18 protein-coding genes are annotated in these 18,446 nt (G+C 67.9%); 9 read left to right on the top strand and 9 right to left on the bottom strand.

Annotation, left to right across the window (positions count from 1 at the left end):
- Positions 1-174 precede the first annotated feature (174 nt).
- Positions 175-597 carry a response regulator gene (locus tag AC0IW9_RS01435; protein ID WP_471646416.1) on the top strand — a complete coding sequence of 141 codons (423 nt, stop codon included), beginning with the start codon at positions 175-177 and terminating at the stop codon, positions 595-597.
- A gap of 14 nt (positions 598-611) precedes the next feature.
- On the opposite strand, the gene AC0IW9_RS01430 is transcribed toward AC0IW9_RS01435, so the two are convergent.
- A complete protein-coding gene (locus AC0IW9_RS01430; RefSeq protein WP_471646415.1) occupies positions 612-1,778 on the bottom strand; it encodes an E22 family MetX-like putative esterase in 1,167 nt (388 codons plus the stop codon).
- Between the two features lie 284 nt (positions 1,779-2,062).
- Between AC0IW9_RS01430 and AC0IW9_RS01425 the strand changes: the two genes are divergently transcribed.
- Positions 2,063-4,165, top strand: coding sequence for a sodium-translocating pyrophosphatase (locus AC0IW9_RS01425; protein WP_471646414.1), 2,103 nt, complete (start codon positions 2,063-2,065; stop codon positions 4,163-4,165).
- A 56-nt stretch (positions 4,166-4,221) separates the two neighbouring features.
- On the opposite strand, the gene AC0IW9_RS01420 is transcribed toward AC0IW9_RS01425, so the two are convergent.
- The 8 genes from AC0IW9_RS01420 to AC0IW9_RS01385 all read right to left on the bottom strand — a co-directional run bounded on the left by AC0IW9_RS01420 (position 4,222) and on the right by AC0IW9_RS01385 (position 10,359).
- Positions 4,222-4,440: a hypothetical protein gene (locus AC0IW9_RS01420; RefSeq protein WP_471646413.1), complete on the bottom strand. Its 219-nt coding sequence runs from the start codon at positions 4,438-4,440 to the stop codon at positions 4,222-4,224.
- Positions 4,441-4,450: 10 nt separating this feature from the next.
- A complete protein-coding gene (locus AC0IW9_RS01415) occupies positions 4,451-4,645 on the bottom strand; it encodes a hypothetical protein (RefSeq protein ID WP_471646412.1) in 195 nt (64 codons plus the stop codon).
- 47 nt (positions 4,646-4,692) lie between these two features.
- Positions 4,693-4,905, bottom strand: a complete 213-nt coding sequence (locus tag AC0IW9_RS01410) for a hypothetical protein (RefSeq protein ID WP_471646411.1) — start codon at positions 4,903-4,905, stop codon at positions 4,693-4,695.
- A gap of 74 nt (positions 4,906-4,979) precedes the next feature.
- Positions 4,980-5,186, bottom strand: a complete 207-nt coding sequence (locus tag AC0IW9_RS01405; protein WP_290318897.1) for a cold-shock protein — start codon at positions 5,184-5,186, stop codon at positions 4,980-4,982.
- Positions 5,187-5,392: 206 nt separating this feature from the next.
- Positions 5,393-5,908, bottom strand: a complete 516-nt coding sequence (locus AC0IW9_RS01400) for a GNAT family N-acetyltransferase (RefSeq protein ID WP_471646470.1) — start codon at positions 5,906-5,908, stop codon at positions 5,393-5,395.
- A gap of 84 nt (positions 5,909-5,992) precedes the next feature.
- Positions 5,993-7,918 (bottom strand): RNA polymerase sigma factor RpoD, encoded by a 1,926-nt coding sequence (rpoD, locus tag AC0IW9_RS01395; RefSeq protein ID WP_471646410.1) that lies wholly within the window; start codon positions 7,916-7,918, stop codon positions 5,993-5,995.
- A gap of 59 nt (positions 7,919-7,977) precedes the next feature.
- Entirely contained in the window at positions 7,978-9,873 is a 1,896-nt protein-coding gene (gene dnaG, locus AC0IW9_RS01390; protein ID WP_471646409.1) for a DNA primase, read from the bottom strand.
- A gap of 24 nt (positions 9,874-9,897) precedes the next feature.
- Positions 9,898-10,359, bottom strand: a complete 462-nt coding sequence (locus tag AC0IW9_RS01385; RefSeq protein WP_471646408.1) for a GatB/YqeY domain-containing protein — start codon at positions 10,357-10,359, stop codon at positions 9,898-9,900.
- 135 nt (positions 10,360-10,494) lie between these two features.
- Between AC0IW9_RS01385 and carA the strand changes: the two genes are divergently transcribed.
- Genes carA through carB form a run of 7 tightly spaced genes read left to right on the top strand, consistent with a single transcriptional unit; the run spans position 10,495 to position 18,273 of the window.
- Entirely contained in the window at positions 10,495-11,925 is a 1,431-nt protein-coding gene (carA, locus tag AC0IW9_RS01380) for a glutamine-hydrolyzing carbamoyl-phosphate synthase small subunit (protein WP_471646469.1), read from the top strand.
- Positions 11,922-13,031: a hypothetical protein gene (locus AC0IW9_RS01375; protein WP_471646407.1), complete on the top strand. Its 1,110-nt coding sequence runs from the start codon at positions 11,922-11,924 to the stop codon at positions 13,029-13,031. The genes carA and AC0IW9_RS01375 overlap by 4 nt, the downstream gene beginning before the upstream one ends.
- Before the next feature lie 32 nt (positions 13,032-13,063).
- Positions 13,064-13,831: an SDR family NAD(P)-dependent oxidoreductase gene (locus tag AC0IW9_RS01370; RefSeq protein WP_471646406.1), complete on the top strand. Its 768-nt coding sequence runs from the start codon at positions 13,064-13,066 to the stop codon at positions 13,829-13,831.
- Positions 13,832-13,834: 3 nt separating this feature from the next.
- Positions 13,835-14,467, top strand: coding sequence for a LysE family translocator (locus tag AC0IW9_RS01365; protein ID WP_471646405.1), 633 nt, complete (start codon positions 13,835-13,837; stop codon positions 14,465-14,467).
- Positions 14,467-14,727: a hypothetical protein gene (locus AC0IW9_RS01360; RefSeq protein ID WP_471646404.1), complete on the top strand. Its 261-nt coding sequence runs from the start codon at positions 14,467-14,469 to the stop codon at positions 14,725-14,727. Before AC0IW9_RS01365 ends, AC0IW9_RS01360 begins: the two co-directional genes overlap by 1 nt.
- Entirely contained in the window at positions 14,724-15,014 is a 291-nt protein-coding gene (locus AC0IW9_RS01355) for a hypothetical protein (RefSeq protein WP_471646403.1), read from the top strand. The genes AC0IW9_RS01360 and AC0IW9_RS01355 overlap by 4 nt, the downstream gene beginning before the upstream one ends.
- Positions 15,015-15,027: 13 nt before the next feature.
- Positions 15,028-18,273, top strand: a complete 3,246-nt coding sequence (gene carB, locus AC0IW9_RS01350) for a carbamoyl-phosphate synthase large subunit (protein ID WP_471646402.1) — start codon at positions 15,028-15,030, stop codon at positions 18,271-18,273.
- Positions 18,274-18,446: the final 173 nt, after the last annotated feature.

Genomic DNA, 18,446 nt, shown 5'->3' with positions numbered 1-18,446 from the left:
TTGGTGGCAGATCGCAGCGGCTCTGACGTGGGTCCATCACGACGCGCAGTTGTTTCGCTTATCAAGAGAACTTGAAGCCACTTCGTCCGCCGCTGCGCTACATCACGAATGGCCGAAGCGTGTCAGACCCACCCATCCGGTTGGTGGCACCGGCACGGGTCGAATGGAGCAGCGATGGACCAGGCTCTGATGCTGAACAGGCTTCGCATCTTGGTAGCGGAAGACGAACCGCTGGCGGCCATGGTCATCGAGGACGCTCTTACCGAATATGGCCATACCGTCCTGCTCGCCGCCGATGGTGAGGAGGCCATGCGGCTGGCCGAGACCGGCAGCTTCGACGTGCTGGTCACCGATCTGGCCATGCCGCGAATGACAGGCTGGGAGCTGATCCCCCGCCTGCGGGCCGAGAGACCTGATCTCCCGGTGGTGGTGATGACCGGCTTCCTGCCGCCCAATGGCCAGAACTTGCTGCAGTCGGCGGCTGGCCGGCCCCTGGCGCTGCTTCTGAAGCCTTTCGAGATTGACGACCTGACCAGCGCCATCCGCCAGGTGGCTGCGGACTCCAAGCCGCAGGCCAATCTCCTCGAGCTGCACTGAAGCGGCGCCCTGGCCTAATGCGCCAGGAAGTTGCGAATCCGTTCCCCGACCGGCGCCATGCCGACCACGCCGTTCAGATGGCCAAGTGGTCCGGCGAGTTCTGCAGTGTCCACCTGCTTGCCCGCGTTGCGTAGCGCACCGATGAACTCCCCAACCCCTTCCGACAGGAAGACCCGATCGGTCAGGGCCGAGATGACCAGCCAGCGGGCCGGGCCACCGGCCAGCGCTGCGCCGAAGCCCGGGTATTCGTTCAGGAAAAGCTGGTTCGCCCGGACCATGTAGAGGAAGGCATTGGCGTCCGAGGTTCGGGCCCGTGCCGCCGCCGCCTCATCCAGCCAACGTTCGATGGCGAATCGATCGCCTATGCGCCGGGCGGGATCCTGGCCCTCAGCCACGCGTCGGTCGAATTGACGGGCCCAGACGCGGTCGCGCGCATGCAGGGTGACAATCTTCCAGGCCTCCGCGAGTCCGCGCAGGGGCAGTTCGCGTCCCTGGCCATAATAGTCGCCCTCGCGCCAATTCGGATCGAGCCGGATCGGGCTCTCCCAAAGATCGAGCCAGCCCTGCATCCAGGCGTCGATATCGGCGGCGATCACCGGCATCACCCGATCGATGAAGGCGGGATAGGCCGCGGCCCATTCGATGCTCTGCAGCCCGCCGTTGGAAGGGCCGGCGACCAGTGCCAGCCGCTTCACGCCGAGGCTGTCCAGCAGCCGCTTCTGCGTCTCCACGAAGTCCCGCATGGAAACGACCGGGAAGCTCATGCCATAAGGCCGGCCGGTATCCGGATTGATGCTGGCCGGGCCGGTGGTGACAGTATTCACATCCGGCACGTTCACATTGACCAACGTATCAACCGAGACGACGAAATACCGGTCCGTATCGATCGGCTTGCCAGGACCGATGATCGCGTCCCAGTAGCCGGCTGGTCCATTGGCCGCAAGACGGCCGAAGGCGTGGCTATTGCCGCTGAAAAAATGGCAGATGAGGATGGCATTGGTGCCTTCCGCATTGAGCTGGCCCATCGTCTGATAGCCGAGGCGGAGATTGCCGATCCGACCACCGCCGCGGGTCTCGTAGGCACCGCCTTCGAAGACACGTTTCTCCACAACATCCTGTGCCAGACCTGGCCCGGCCCATAGCCCCAGCACCAGCGCAAGCGCCGCCCATCCCCGCCGCATGCATCATCTCCCTTCGACCTTGAGCCGCATGGTGACGAGGCGGCCCCGTCGCGGCAAGCGGCGAGGTTCTCGGTTGGGATCGCGGCGCGGTTGTGTCCGGCTTGCGGCAGTATCGCGAAATGCAAGCGGATGCCGTTGCGCCCCTACCGCCAGCCGCATAGCCTTCCCTGGTTAGCGCCCCATGTCTGAGCGCGTCGTCCGGCAAGGCCTGGGCCCCCGGTAACGCCCCAGCGAAGAAGGCGCGGCTAAACTTGGGGGGCTACTGTCTTATGATAGCGACTTTGTTGCTCGTGATCGTTTTGGGCGGTTTGTCTATCGCCTATGGCGTGGTCACCGCCAAACAGGTGATGGCCCTGGATGCCGGCACGGCCCGGATGCAGGAAATCGCCCAGGCGATCCAGGAAGGTGCGCAGGCCTATCTGAAGCGTCAGTACATGACCATCGGCGCCGTCGGCGTGGTGCTCTTCGTGCTGCTCTTCATCTGGCTCGGCATCGGGGTGGCCATCGGCTTCCTCATCGGCGCGGTACTGTCCGGCCTTGCCGGCTTCATCGGCATGAATGTCTCGGTGCGGGCCAATGTCCGGACGGCGCAGGCCTCCAGCCAGTCGCTGGCGGCGGGCCTCGACGTCGCCTTCAAGTCCGGCGCCATCACCGGCATGCTGGTCGCCGGCCTCGCCCTCCTCGGGGTCGCCATCTACTTCTTCATCCTCGTCGTGATCGGCGGCCATGCGCCGAACAGCCGGCCGGTGATCGACGCGCTGGTGGCGCTCGGCTTCGGCGCCTCGCTCATCTCCATCTTCGCCCGGCTCGGCGGGGGCATCTTCACCAAGGGTGCCGATGTCGGTGGCGACATGGTCGGCAAGGTCGAAGCCGGGATTCCGGAGGACGACCCCCGCAACCCGGCGACCATCGCCGACAACGTGGGCGACAATGTCGGCGACTGCGCCGGCATGGCGGCCGATCTATTCGAGACCTATGCGGTCACCATGGTTGCCACCATGGTCCTGGCGGCCATCGCCTTCCCGGCCGATATGCTGGCGCTCGGCATGCTCTATCCGCTGGCCATCGGTGCGGTCTGCGTCGTCACCTCGATCATCGGCACCTATTTCGTCAAGCTGCCGGCCAGCCAGTCCATCATGGGCGCCATGTATCGCGGCTTCATCGTCGCCGGGGTGCTGTCCCTGATCGTGCTGCTGCCGCTGACCTACCTGGTCTTCGGCAGCGGCAGCATCACGGCCGCCGGGGCGACCTTCACGGCCTGGTCGCTGTTCCTGTGCGGTACGGTCGGGCTGGTGGTGACCGGCCTGATCATCGTGGTGACGGAATACTATACCGGGACCAATTTCCGCCCGGTGCAGGCCATCGCCGAGAGCTCGGTCACCGGGCACGGTACCAATGTCATCCGCGGCATCGCGGTGAGCATGGAAAGCACCGCCATCCCGGCGCTGATCATCATCTTCGGCGTGCTGTTCAGCTACAACCTGGCGGGGCTCTATGGCATCGCCATCGCCGTGACCACCATGCTGGCCCTCGCGGGTGTCGTGGTCGCGCTGGATGCCTTCGGACCGGTGACGGACAATGCCGGCGGTATCGCCGAAATGGCCGGGCTGCCGAAGGAAACCCGCGTCACGACGGATGCACTGGATGCCGTCGGCAATACCACCAAGGCCGTGACCAAGGGCTATGCCATCGGATCGGCGGGGCTCGGCGCACTGGTTCTCTTCGCGGCCTATACCCAGGATCTCACCTACTTCGCCAACAACGCCACGACCTATCCCTATTTCGCCGGGATGGGCGCGCTGACCTTCAGCCTGACCAGCCCATACGTGGTGGTCGGACTGCTGTTCGGCGGCGCGCTGCCCTTCCTGTTCGGCGGCATGGCGATGACGGCGGTCGGCCGCGCGGCGATGTCGGTGGTCGAGGAAGTGCGGCGCCAGTTCCGGGAGAAGCCGGGCATCATGGCCGGCACCGAGAAGCCGGACTATGCCCGGGCGGTCGACATCCTGACCAAGGCCGCCATCAAGGAGATGATCATCCCCTCGATGCTGCCGGTGCTGTCGCCGCTGGTCTGCTACTTCGGCATCCAGGCCATCGCCGGCAAGGCCGCCGGCTTCGAGGCGCTGGGCGCCATGCTGCTCGGCGTCATCGTCACCGGCTTCTTCGTCGCGGTCAGCATGACCACCGGCGGCGGCGCCTGGGACAATGCCAAGAAGTACATCGAGGAAGGCCATCACGGCGGCAAGGGTTCGGAGGCGCACAAGGCCGCCGTCACCGGCGATACCGTGGGCGACCCCTACAAGGACACCGCCGGGCCGGCGGTGAACCCGATGATCAAGATCACCAATATCGTCGCGCTGCTGCTGCTGGCCGTGCTGGCGCATAGCTGACGCAAAAAGGGCCGGCGGATCACTCCGCCGGCCCCCTTCAGGCGTTCAGGCCAGGCTCAGCGCCCGGCCCGGACCAAGGCCAGGATGCCGCGCTGCGGCTTGCCCGAAGCATCGGCGATCCGCTTGTCCTGTGCCTCGATCTCTGTCCGCGCCGGATCGTCGCCGTCCAGGCCACCGAGCAACTCGGTCGGAACCTTGCGGTTGGAGGCGCGGGTGCCATCGGCATAAGACACGTCGAAAAGTACGTATTTTCCATCGTCGCGGCGCTTGGCCATCGTCTTTGTCCTATTTGTCCTGCGGCACCGGCTCGTCGTCCGGCGGCAGGGTGCCCTCGGGCTCAGGCGGCAGGCCCAGGCCCTCGCGCTCAGCCTTGCGGCGGGCGACAGCTTCCTCGCGCTCGCGCTGCTTGGCTTCCTGCTTGGCCTGCTTGCCGCGATTGATCTCGGCCCGCTGCTGGCCGTAATTCGGTCTGCGTGCCATCGGCGCCTCTTGTATCGCCCGGCCTATGGCCTGGACTGGTCACGGCGTCAGCCGAAGAGTGCGGGCGGGCCTACGCGCAATTGGCTTTCCAGCACGATTCGCTCATGCCCGTCCTTCTGGTGCTTCACACGATATTCCCGGTCATTCGCCGGGCCGGGAAGCTGCCGCACTACCGTGTAGAGACCGCGCGGCACATTGCCATCGAAGCGCCCGGCGATGAACTCGACGTGCTGCCCAATGGTATAAAGATGCGTCGCCATGAGTCCCTCCCGACAATGCGGAGATGGGCCGGGTCCCGGCCGCCCGAAGGCAGGCCAAGCCCGGCCCAGGCAACTCAGTCGAGCTTCAGGTTGCAAGCGGAGAGCTTGCCCTGCTGGCCGCGCTGAACGTCGAAGCTGAGACGCTGGCCGTCATTCAGGCCCTGGAGGCCCGAGCGCTGCACGTCGGAAATGTGAACGAAAACGTCAGCGGTGCCGTCCTCGGGCTGGATGAAGCCGTAGCCCTTGGTTGCGTTGAACCACTTAACAGTGCCGGTAGACATGCGGGGAATCCCATCATGCAAGGGTGCCGCCCCACGCCATCGCGGGACGGGCCAATCTGCCTTTGAGGGACGGAAACCAGGCTCGGGCCCCGGGGGGCAATCGAAACAGGCCGAACCAGACGGGTTGACGGCGCTCATATGGGCCTTTGCAAGCCGCCGCACAATGCTTTCCTGCGGCTTGTCGCGCAGCCGCAAGATTAGGGCCGTCAACCCAGCCGCAGGCGGGGCGGAATCGGCAGGCCGAGGTGCAGCGGGACGTGCCAGACTTCGCGCACGGTGCGTAATTTACCGAATCCAGCCGCCAGATAGTTCGGCAGGGCACGGGGATGGTCCGCGGTGCAGGTATTCACGGTGAAGGCGCGGGTACCCTCGGCCCACCCATCCTCGATTGCCTGGCGCAGGAAGGCACAGCCGAGTCCCGATCCCACCGCATGCGGCATCAGCCCGAAATACGACAGGTTCACCAGCGGCTTGTTCCGCCGGTCGATCTCGTAGAAACCGGCCGGCTCGCCGTCCCGGTAAAGCACGTGGATGCTGACCGCCGGGTCGCGCAGGATGCGCGCGAGTTCGTTGTCGCTCAGCGTCCGGCGCAACCACCAGACATGCTCATGGCCAACCGTGTCATAGAGATAACGATAGAAACCGACCGAGCAATGGGTGGCGACCGCCATCCGCAACCCGGGCGGCAGACCCGGCCAGCTTTCCGCTGGCCGCCGGTCCATCCGCAGAAAGGTGACATCGACGGCAACCGCCGTGGTGCGGTCGGCCGCCAGGCTCACGGCGCGCGCTCCGCGACAGGGCTCATCTCAGTTATCCAGGAAGCTGCGCAGCTTCCGGCTCCGGCTGGGGTGCTTCAACTTGCGCAGCGCCTTGGCCTCGATCTGCCGGATACGCTCGCGGGTGACGTTGAACTGCTGGCCGACCTCTTCCAGCGTGTGGTCGGTGTTCATGCCGATGCCGAAGCGCATGCGCAGCACCCGCTCCTCGCGGGGGGTGAGGCTGGACAGGACCCGCGTTGTCGCCTCGCGCAGATTGGACTGGATGGCGGCATCGAGCGGAATGATCGCCGCCTTGTCCTCGATGAAGTCGCCCAGATGGCTGTCCTCCTCGTCGCCGATCGGCGTCTCAAGGCTGATCGGCTCCTTGGCGATCTTCAGGACCTTGCGGACCTTCTCCAGCGGCATGCCGAGCTTCTCGGCCAGCTCCTCCGGGGTCGGCTCGCGGCCGATCTCGTGCAGCATCTGCCGGCTGGTGCGGACCAGCTTGTTGATCGTCTCGATCATATGGACCGGGATGCGGATGGTCCGCGCCTGGTCGGCGATGCTGCGGGTGATCGCCTGACGGATCCACCAGGTCGCGTAGGTGCTGAACTTGTAGCCGCGGCGATACTCGAACTTATCCACCGCCTTCATCAGGCCGATATTGCCTTCCTGGATCAGATCCAGGAACTGCAGGCCGCGGTTGGTGTATTTCTTGGCGATGGAGATGACCAACCGCAGATTGGCCTCGATCATTTCCTTCTTGGCCTGAGTCATGTCCCGCTCGCCGCGCGAGACGGTGGCATAGACCCGACGGAATTCAGGCACCGGCAGGTTGGTATCCTGCACGATGGCGGAAAGCTGGCCGCGCACCGCCTCCACATCCTCCCGCGAACGGGTGATGAACATCTTCCAGGACTTGCCAGGCAGCTTGGCCAGCCGGTCGAACCAGGCCGGATCCAGCTCCGAGCCGCGCCAATGCTGGAGGAATTCCTCCCGCTTGACCTTCGACTGCTCGGCGATCCGCAGCACCTGGCCTTCGAGCGCGGTCTGCTTGCGGTTCAGCAGCTTCAGCTGCTCGACCAGCTCCTCGATCCGGTTGTTGTGCAGGTGCACCTTCTGGACCAGGGCGACGATCTCGGCACGGGTCTTCTCGTAGGTCTTCTCGGAGCGGCTCTGCAGCTCCTCGCCCGCGGTATAGGCCTCCATGCGCTTGAGCTGGAGCTTCTGCAGCTTGGCATAGCCCTGCTCGATCGCCTCGAAGGCGGCCAGCGCCTCCGGCTTCAGCTTCTCCTCGAGGGCCGAAAGGGACAGGCCGAGCCCCTCGCCTTCCTCGCCTTCCTCGAATTCCTCGTCCGGGTCGGGCGGGGCGGCGCCTTCCGGGCTATCGGCGGCGGCGGTCGCCTCCAGGTCGATCACGTCGCGCAGCAGCATGCGGCCACCGCGGACGGCGTCGTGCCAGCCGATGATCGCCTTGAAGGTCTGCGGGCTTTCGCAGAGCCCGCCGATCATCATGTCGCGGCCGGCCTCGATCCGCTTGGCGATGGCGATCTCGCCCTCACGCGAGAGCAGCTCGACGCTGCCCATCTCGCGCAGGTACATCCGGACGGGGTCATCGGTACGGCCGAGGGTCTCCTCGTCGACGTTGCCGCCCGATTCCTCCTCGTCCTTCTCTTCCTTGTCCTCGGACGCCGGCTTGGCGACGGCCACCGCCTCACCGTCCTCGGTCTCCTCGGATTCGACCACGTTGATGCCGATCTCGCTCAGCATCGCCATGGTGTCCTCGATCATCTCGGAGGAGACCTGTTCGGAGGGCAGGGCCGAGTTCAGCTCGTCGTAGGTGACGTAGCCACGCTCCTTCCCGCGGGCGATGAGCTTCTTGACCGCGGCAGTCATGGTATCGAGCAACACGCCCTCCACCACTTCGTCGCGCGTCTCGACCGTATCCGTACCACCCGCGGTCTTGCTCGCCATGCCTCAGCTCCATGAATCAGACAGGCGACCCGGCCAGCGGGACGCCTGTTCAAATGCCTCTATACTAAGGCGTCACCTGCACCCGCATCGCTCGACTGGTCGACTTCACCGCCCCGGACCGCCGAGAGAACCATGACCAGCCGGGTGATCCGAACGGATGCGGCGCGCATGACGGCCTCATCGCCTTGGCGATAAGCCTCCTCGCACTGATGCTTGGCTTTGGCTATGTCAGCCACCAAATCTGCCTCGCCTCGCAACAACCCGAAGAAATGCCACCAGCCATCAAGTGCGTCCTTCGGTTGGGCCTCGGGATGCGCCGCCTGGCAAAGGCCTGCGCCCCGTATCACCCAGGTCAAGCCAGAATCGAGTTCAGCCTGCCGCAGGTGGTCCATCAAACCGTCAGAGTCAAGGACGTCACTTCTCGACAACCAGCCGAGCAGCCCCTGGCGCAACGCCTCGCAGTCCCCCTGCGGCATGTCGACCACGCCCAGCGCCTCCTCCACCTCCGGCAGGAGGGCGGGATGGCGGATCAGGATGGCGAGCAGGTTGCGTGCCCGCTCCAGCCGGATGGCAGGCTGATCGATCGGCACCCGGCGCAGGCCGGCGATACTGGCCAGCTCCCCGGGGCGCCCGCGCGGGGTCCAGGCCGGCCGCGACTTGCCGGCCTGGCCGAAGGCAGGCCGCTGGCTGCGGCCGGAGGCGAAGAGCCGGTCCAGCAGGCTGCGCCGGTACTCGGCGGCCAGCGCCTTGTCGGGAATGGTCCGCGCGGCCTCCTCCAGCCGGTTGCGCAAGCCGGCACGCTGTTCCGGCGTCACCGGAGGCGTGGGCCCCGCCAGCAGGTCGAACAGCGCGACCGACAGTGGCTTGGCCGCATCCAGCACGGCCTGGAAGGCGGACGGGCCACCCTTGGCGACCAGGGTATCCGGGTCGTCGCCCCCGGCTATCGTGGCGAGGCGCAGGCTGCGGTCCGGCGCCAGCAGCGGCAGCGCCAACTCGGCCGAGCGGGCCGCCGCCTTGGCACCGGCCGCATCGCCATCGAAGCAGAGCACCGGCTCGGGCGAGAGCTGCCAGAGCGCGTCCAGCTGCTCCGCCGTCAACGCGGTGCCGAGGGGCGCGACCGCGGCACCGAAGCCTGCCTGATGCAGGGCGATGACATCCATATAGCCCTCGACCACCACCACGGTGCCGCCCCGGAAGGCCCCTTCCCGCGCGAGATCGAGGCCATAGAGGCTCCGGCGCTTGGAGAACAACTCGGTCTCCGGTCCGTTGACGTATTTCGGCTGGCCATCGCCGAGGATGCGGCCACCGAAGCTGATGGTACGGCCGCGCCGGTCACGGATCGGGAAGATCACCCGGTTGAAGTACATATCGACCCAGCCTGCCTCCGGCCGGTCCGGATCCCGCGGCTTCATCAACCCGGCGGCTGCCAGCTGTTCCGGCGTGATCCCCTCGGCCTTGAGGTCGGCGGCAAGCGCCCCCCTGCCCTCCCCGGACCAGCCCAGTCCGAAACGCGCGATGGTCGCGTCGCTCAACCCGCGCCGCTTCAGATAGGCAAGCGCCTCACGCCCCTCGGGCAGAGCCAGGCGGCGGCGGAAGGCAGCCTCCGCCGCCGCGCAGACGCCATAGAGGTCCTTCGCCCGACGTTCCCGCTCGGCCGCCTGGGGCGTCGCCTTCGGCACCTCGAGGCCGGCCTCGCCGGCGAGCCGCTCCACGGCCTCGGGAAAGGCCGCGCCCTCGGTCTGCATGACGAAGCTGATGGCATCGCCATGAGCGCCGCAGCCGAAGCAGTGGAAGTGGTCGTCGTAGACGTAGAAGCTCGGCGTCTTCTCGTTGTGGAAGGGGCAGCAGCCCTTCCATTGGCGGCCATTGCGGATGAGGCGGGTCTTGCGGCCGATCAGCCCGTGCAGGGGCGTCCGGGCGCGCAATTCCTCGAGGAAGGCGGGCGGCAGGGCCATGTCCTGAGCCTAGACGCCCCCGCCTCAGCCGCCCAGCGCCGCTTTCACCAGCGGTCCGGCCTTCGCCATGTCCAGGCTGGCGGCATGCTTGGCCCGCAGCACGGCCATGACCTTGCCCATGTCCTTGATGCTGCCGGCACCGGCTTCCGCCACCGCGGCGGCAACCGCGGCCTGCGTCGCGGCCTCATCCATCTGTTGCGGCAGGAAGCCCTCGATGACGGCGATCTCCGCCGCCTCCTTGGCCGCCAGCTCGGGCCGGTTGCCCTGGGTATACATCTCGGCGCTTTCCCGCCGGCTCTTCACCATGCCCCGCAGCATGGCGACGATCTGCTCGTCCGGCACCTTCTCCGTGGCGGGACGGGCGGCGATGTCCACATCCTTCAGCTTGGCCATGATCATGCGGATGGCCGAGGTACGGGGCGCATCCTTGGCGAGCATCGAGGCCTTCATCGCTTCGGTGAAGCGGCTGCGCAGGTCGTCGGCCATGGGACAGTCTCCGATACGGGACAAAAAAGGGTGGGCGCTGTAGCATGAGGAGGGAAGGCCTGGGAAAATTTTTCCCATTTCCTGCCAACACTGTCATCGCGCTTGAATTGGGAAACGCCTTCCCACATACCTGCCATCATGCGGACGGTCGAAGACATCATTGCCTTGCTCGGTGGCCCTGAGGCCGCTGCGGCGCGTTGCAGCATCGGGACCGAGGCTGTGCGCAAGTGGCGCCAGGCCCGGGCCATTCCGCCTCGCCACTGGCCGGCCATCCTCGCCGCCACCGGCCTGCCGTTGAACGAACTGCCAGGCGCGCCCCCTGAAACCCGCCATGAACCGAGAGCGGAGACGCCCATGTCCCAGGACCCCACCATGGCCGCAACCCCGGTGGGCGATGCGCCGGGCGGCGCACCCGAGGGTGCAACGGCCTGCCTCGTGCTCGGCGACGGCAGCGTCTTCTGGGGCCGCGGCTTCGGCGCCTTCACCCCTCCGGGCGCCGCGCCGGTGGCCGAGGTCTGCTTCAATACCGGCATGACCGGCTATCAGGAGACCCTGACGGATCCCTCCTATGCCGGGCAGATCATCACCTTCACCTTCCCGCAGATCGGCATCGTCGGCGCCAATGCTGAGGACCTCGAGGCGACGACACCCGCGGCGCGCGGGCTGGTGGTGAAGCAGGACCTGACGGAGCCGGCGAATTACCGGGCCACGCGGCATCTGGACGATTGGCTGAAATCACACGCGATCCCCGGCATCTCGGGCCTCGATACCCGCGCGCTGACGCTTCGCATCCGTGACGGCGGGGCGCCGAATGGCGTGCTGTGCTTCCCTGCCGACGGCACCTTCGACCTCGTGGCGCTGCGTGCCCAGGCCGCCGGCTGGTCCGGGCTGGAAGGCATGGATCTGGCCAAGGAGGTGTCCTGCCGCCAGGCCTATGGCTGGAACGAGACCACCTGGGCCTGGCCCGAAGGCTTCGGCCGGCAGACGGCGCCGAAGCACAAGGTGGTCGCGGTCGATTACGGCGCGAAGCGGAATATCCTGCGCTGCCTCGCGGCGGCCGGCCTCGACGTGACAGTGGTCCCGGCGACGGCGACGGCGGAGGAGATCCTCCGGCATGCGCCGGATGGCGTTTTCCTCTCGAATGGCCCCGGCGATCCGGCGGCGACCGGCGCCTATGCGGTACCCGCCATCCAGGGCGTGCTGGACAAGGGCGTGCCGATCTTCGGCATCTGCCTCGGCCATCAGCTGCTGGGCCTGGCGCTGGGCGGCAGCACCTACAAGCTGGAACGCGGCCACCGGGGCGCCAATCAGCCGGTGAAGGACCTGACCACCGGGAAGGTCGAGATCACCAGCCAGAATCACGGCTTCGCGGTGGATGGCAAGACCCTGCCGGATACCGTCAGGATCACCCATGTCTCGCTCTTCGACGGCTCGAACGAAGGGCTTGCGGCAACCGACAAGCCGGCCTTCTCGGTGCAGTACCACCCGGAAGCATCGCCGGGGCCGAGCGACAGCCATTACCTGTTCCACCGCTTCGTCGACCTGATCGAACAGCACAAGGCATGAGCGGTCGGCAGCCCCGCGCGCTGCTGGCCAATGCCGAATTCGCGGTGGTGGCCGGCTCGGAGCTGGTCCTGCTGGAACTGGCGGAGGAGCTGCTCGGCCGTGGCTGGGCCTGCGACCTCCTGGCGTGGTCGATGGCCGACCCGATGCAGGCCATGGCCCGGCAGGCCGGGCTGGGCCTGCTGCACGACCCCGCCGCGGCGCGTCCGCTGGACTACGACCTGGTCTGGATCCAGAACCGCATGGAAGCGGTGATGGACTACGCCCCGGCGCCGGAGGAAGCGCCGCGCACCCTGTTCGCCTTCGCCCATCTTGACCGCGACTGGAGCTTCGCCCAGCCCGGCGTGCTGGCCGAGGGGCTGCTGGGCGGCGCGTTCCTGGTAACCTCGGAACGCGCGGTCGAGCGGGTCGCCGCCGGCGGCCTGCCGCGCGGGCGCATCCGGATGTTCCGCAACGCCGCCCCGGCCGCCTTCGAGCAGCCGGCCCCGCCCCCCGTCGCCACGCCGGCCCGCATCCTGCTCGTCAGCAACCACGCCCCGCCCGAGTTGCTGGAGGCCTGCTCCCTGCTGCGGGCCGCCGGCACCGAGGTCAGCCATCGCGGGCTCGGCGGCGATGTCGAGGACAGCCGCGTCACCCCCGTCGACCTGGCCTGGGCGGATGCCGTCGTCAGCATCGGCAAGACCGTGCCCTATGCCCTGCGCGCGCGCCGGGCCGCCTATGTCTACGACCATTTCGGCGGCCCGGGCTGGCTGCTGGATGCCAATTTCGCGGCCGTGGCCGAACGCAATTTCAGCGGCCTCTGCTGCGGCCGCCGGCTCGACGCCGCCGCCATCCAGGCCGAGATCCTGACCGGCTACCCGGCGGCGGCCGCCGCCGCCGCCGCGCATCCGCCGGAGCGGCTGGTGGCCTTCCACCTTGAGCGGATCGTCGATGAGGTGCTGGCGCTGGCCGCCGCGGCGCCGACGCCGGCCGAGCACCGCGCCGCCCTGGCGCCGCATGCGGTGATGCTGCGGGCGGAACGCCACCTGGCCCATGCGGCCGGCAGCTACTTCGCCGGCTGGCGCCATGCCCACCGGATCCTGCACGCCCCCCGGGCCGCAGCACCATGACGACGAACCACCAGGGCGGGAGCACACCAGCCATGCCGAGCAGCTTCGACCTCACCGGCCGTGTCGGCCTCGTCACCGGCGGCAACGGCGGCATCGGTCTCGGCTTCGCCCGCGGCCTGGCCAAGGCCGGCGCCGCGGTCATGGTCGCCGGCCGCGACGCGGCGAAGAATGCCGCCGCCGTCGCCGAGCTACGGGCACTCGGCGCCGAGGCCGATGCCGTGGTCGTGGACGTCACCGAGGAGGCCAGCATCAAGGCCATGGTCGCGGCCACCGTCACCCGCTTCGGCCGGCTCGACGTGCTGGTGAACAATGCCGGGATCAACATCCGCAACCGGCCGGAGGCCTACGACCTCGCCGACTGGCACAAGGTCATCGCCACCAACCTGACCAGCGCCATGCTGGCGGCCAAGGCGGCGCATCCGCACCTCAAGGCCGGCGGCCATGGGCGCGTCATCAACAACGGCTCCATGCTGTCGATCTTCGGCCTGCCGCTGCACATCGCCTATGCCTCCTCGAAGGGCGGCGTGGTGCAGCTGACCAAGTCGCTCGCCGTTGCTTGGGCGGCCGACGGCATCACCGTGAACTGCATCCTGCCGGGCTGGATCGACACCGACCTGACCCGCAAGGCCCGCAGCGACATGCCCGGGCTGAACGACAACGTCATGGCCCGCACGCCCAAGGGCCGCTGGGGCAGCCCGGCGGATTTCGAGGGCATCGCCGCCTTCCTCGGGTCGGATGCCAGCGCCTTCGTCACCGGCGTCGCCATCCCGGTGGATGGCGGCTTCTCGGTCCACGGCTGAGCCGTGCCCACCGTCGACGCCCTGCTGGTCTTCGCTGCCCTGTCGCTCGGCCTCGCCCTGACGCCGGGGCCGAACATGCTCTACCTCGTCTCCCGCTCGCTGGCGCAGGGGACCGGGGCGGGGATGGTCTCGCTGCTCGGCTGCCAGGCGGGCTCGCTCACCATCATGCTGGCGGCGGCGGCCGGCATCACCGCGGCGCTGCTCGCCATCCCCCATGCCTGGGACATCCTGCGGCTGGGCGGCGCGGCCTATCTGCTGTTCCTCGCCTGGCAATGCGTACGTACCGGCGGCCAACCGCTGTTTGCGCCGCGGGCGATGCCGCGCGAGCCGGCCGGGCGGCTGTTCGCGGTCGGCGCCGCCACCGCCGCGCTGAACCCCAAGGTGGCGCTGTTCTACATGGCGGTGCTGCCGCCCTTCCTCGACCCGGCGCGCGGCTCGCCCTTTCTCCAGGCGGCCATCCTCGGTGCGGTGCAGATCGCCATCTGCACGGCCTTCGACGCCGTCCTGGTCTGGGGCGCCGCCGGCACCGCCCGCTTCCTCGGCACCCGCCCGGGCTGGATGGCGGCGCAGCGCTGGGTGCTCGGCGCCGCGCTCGGGCTGCTGGCGCTGAAGCTGGCGACGGAGAGCCGGGCCTGATGCCCTTCCCCGCCCTCGTCATCCTTGCCCTCGCCTATTCCGGCCTGGTGCTGGCGACGCTCGCGCATGCGTTGCGGAAGGTCATGCCGGCACCGCGGGCGGTGCTGGTCGCCTTCGCCATCTCGGCGGTGGTGCATACCGCGAGCACCTTCCTCGGCACCGAACAGGACCGCTGGTTCACCCTCAGCCTGTTCTGGCTGCTGCCGCACCTGCTCTTCGTGCCGGTCCTGCTGCTGGCCGCCCGGTACCAGCGGCCATGATCCTGCACTCGGCGCTGATCACCGGGCTGATCGGCACGCTGCTGTCGCTGCTCGCCTGCGTCGCGCTGCGCCGGCGCGGCCGGCCGCGGCTGCTGGCGGCGCTGCTGGGCCCGGCCGTCTCGCTGGTCGCCCAGCTCGTGCTGGCCTCGCTCGCCATCGGCATCGCCGTCGCGCCGCGCGCCGCCATCGACGCAATGCTCTTCGCCGCCCCGCTGCAGCTCGCGCTGCACCTGCCCATCCTGCTGGCCCTGCTCGCCTGGGCCGCCCTCCCCCGCCGCGCCGCCTGACCTGGAGCTCCCCATGCCGAAACGCACCGACATCAAGTCCATCCTCATCATCGGCGCCGGCCCGATCGTCATCGGCCAGGCCTGCGAGTTCGACTATTCCGGCGCCCAGGCCTGCAAGGCGCTCCGGGCCGAGGGCTACCGCGTCATCCTGGTGAACTCGAACCCGGCGACGATCATGACCGACCCGGGCCTGGCGGACGCCACCTACATCGAGCCGATCACCGTCGAGATGGTCGAGAAGATCATCGCCAAGGAACGCCCCGACGCGCTGCTGCCGACCATGGGCGGGCAGACCGCGCTGAACACCTCGCTCAAGCTGGCCGAGGCCGGCACCCTGGCGAAATACGGCTGCGAGCTGATCGGCGCCAAGGCAGAGGTCATCGACAAGGCCGAGGATCGGCTGAAATTCCGCGATGCCATGACCAAGATCGGCATCGAGAGCCCGAAATCCGCCGTCGCCCACACGATGGACGAGGCCCGCGCCGCGCTCGAGCTGGTCAAGCTTCCCTGCGTCATCCGCCCCAGCTTCACCCTCGGCGGCACCGGCGGCGGCATCGCCTACAACCGCGAGGAATTTGAGCAGATCGTCGCCTCCGGCCTCGATGCCTCGATGACCACCGAAGTGTTGGTCGAGGAAAGCGTGCTCGGCTGGAAGGAGTACGAGATGGAGGTGGTCCGCGACACCGCGGACAACTGCATCATCATCTGCTCGATCGAGAACCTGGACGCCATGGGCGTCCATACCGGCGACAGCGTCACCATCGCCCCGGCCTTGACCCTGACGGACAAGGAATACCAGCGGATGCGCGATGCCAGCATCGCCTGCCTGCGGGAAATCGGCGTCGATACCGGCGGCTCCAACGTGCAGTTCGGCATCAACCCGGTCGATGGCCGCATGGTGGTCATCGAGATGAACCCGCGCGTCAGCCGTAGCAGCGCCCTGGCCTCCAAGGCGACCGGCTTCCCGATCGCCAAGGTCGCCGCCAAGCTCGCCGTCGGCTACACGCTGGATGAGCTCACCAATGACATCACCATGGTGACGCCGGCCAGCTTCGAGCCGACGATCGATTATGTCGTGGTGAAGATCCCCCGCTTCACCTTCGAGAAATTCCCCGGCACCCCGGCGACCCTGACCACCAGCATGAAGTCGGTGGGCGAGGCCATGGCCATCGGCCGTTCCTTCGCCGAGGCCCTGCAGAAGGGCCTGCGCAGCCTGGAGACGGGCCTCTCCGGCCTCGATGAGATCCCCGCCCCCGGCGACGGCAGCCACCAGGCCTTCCACGCGGCGCTGGCCACCCCCTGCCCCGACCGCATCGTCATGGCGGCGCAAGCCATGCGGGCCGGCATGACCGTCGAGGAGATCGCCGCGGCGACCCGCTTCGACCCCTGGTTCCTGCGCGAGGTCGAGAAGATCGTGGCCGCCGAGCGCGTGGTGCAGGCGGGAGGCCTGCCGAAGACGGCCAATGCGATGCGGGCGCTGAAGGCGCTCGGCTTCTCGGACAAGCGCCTGGCGCAGCTCGCGGCCGTCCCGGAGACGGCGGTGGAGGCACAGCGGCTGGCCCTGGACGTGCAGCCCGTCTTCAAGCGCATCGATACCTGCGCCGGCGAATTCGCGTCCGACACGCCGTATATGTACAGCACCTACGAAGGCAGCTTCGGCGTGCCGGATTGCGAGAGCCGTCCGACCGACCGCAACAAGATCATCATCCTCGGCGGCGGCCCGAACCGGATCGGCCAGGGCATCGAATTCGACTACTGCTGCGTCCATGCCTGCTACGCGCTGAAGGAAGCGGGCTTCGAGACCATCATGGTCAACTGCAACCCGGAAACGGTCAGCACCGACTACGATACGTCCGATCGGCTCTATTTCGAGCCGCTGACGGCGGAGGACGTGCTTTCCCTCATCCGCAAGGAACAGACCAAGGGCACGCTGCTCGGCTGCATCGTGCAATACGGCGGGCAGACGCCGCTGAAGCTCTCCCAGGCGCTGCACCGCGCCGGGGTGCCGATCCTCGGCACCTCGGCGGAGGCCATCGATATCGCCGAGGACCGCGAGCGCTTCCAGCATCTGCTGAAGGGCCTCGGCCTGCGCCAGCCGCAGAACGGCACCGCCCGCACCCTGGATGAGGCGGCGGTGGAGGCCGAGCGCATCGGCTATCCGGTCGTGGTGCGGCCCAGCTACGTCCTCGGCGGCCGCGCCATGGAGATCGCCTGGAACCGCGAGCAGCTCATGCGCTTCGGCCTGGAGGCGGTGAAGGTCTCGGGCGAGAACCCGATCCTGATCGACCAGTACCTGGCCGATGCCATCGAGGTGGATGTGGATTGCGTCGCCGATGAGGATGGCACGGTCTATGTGGCCGGCGTCATGGAGCATATCGAGGAAGCCGGAATCCATTCTGGCGACAGCGCATGCTCCCTGCCGCCCTACTCGCTGCCGCCCGCCATCGTGACGGAGCTGAAGGCGGAAACCGAGGCGATGGCCAAGGCCCTGAAGGTCAAGGGCCTGATGAATGTTCAATACGCGGTCAAGGACAACGAGATCTTCGTCCTCGAGGTGAATCCCCGCGCCTCCCGCACCGTGCCCTTCGTCGCCAAGGCGACCGGCGTGCCGGTGGCCAAGATCGGCGCCCTGGTCATGGCCGGCCGCCGGCTCGGCACCTTCGACCTCGACGACAGCGCCATCAACCGGCATGTCGCGGTGAAGGAGGCGGTCTTCCCCTTCAACCGCTTTCCCCATGTGGATGTCATCCTCGGCCCGGAGATGAAGTCCACCGGCGAGGTCATGGGGCTGGACAGCAGCTTCGAGCGTGCCTTCGCCAAGGCGCAGCTCGGCGCCGGGGTGAAGCTGCCGCTGGCCGGCACGGTCTTCCTTTCGGTCAAGGACAGCGACAAGGCGGCGGCGGTGGTGCTGGCGCGCCGGCTGACCGAGATGGGCTTCACCGTCCTGGCGACCCGCGGCACGGCATCGCGGATCCGGGACGCCGGCCTGACATGTCAGGTGGTGAACAAGGTGCTGGAAGGCCGGCCGCATTGCGTGGACAGCATCAAATCCGGTGACATCCAGCTCGTCATCAATACGACCGGCGGCGGCCAGTCCGTCGCGGATAGTTTCGACATCCGCCGTTCCGCCCTGACCCAGGGCGTGCCGCATTACACCACCGCGGCCGGCGCCCGGGCAGCGGTGCATGCCATTGCCGCTCTGCGGGCCGGCACCCTTGATGTCGCCCCTCTGCAGTCCTACTTTAACCGTTCTTTCTGACCCCGGCCGCGGATTCCAGCATGCTGCGTCTGCCACCTTGCTCTGGGGTGGCGGGCGGGCCGGAACCGCCGGCCGGGTCTTTGTGTTTGGTCTCGCTATCTGCGGCATGGCCCATCCGGGCGATGCCGCGCCAGCCGTGACGTTTTTATTCGCCTTTGCGGCGGCGGACCGCG

This window comes from Belnapia sp. AC561, assembly GCF_979252845.1.
Note: the sequence above shows the minus strand (reverse complement) of the source record. Positions and strands in the feature narration are given on the sequence as shown.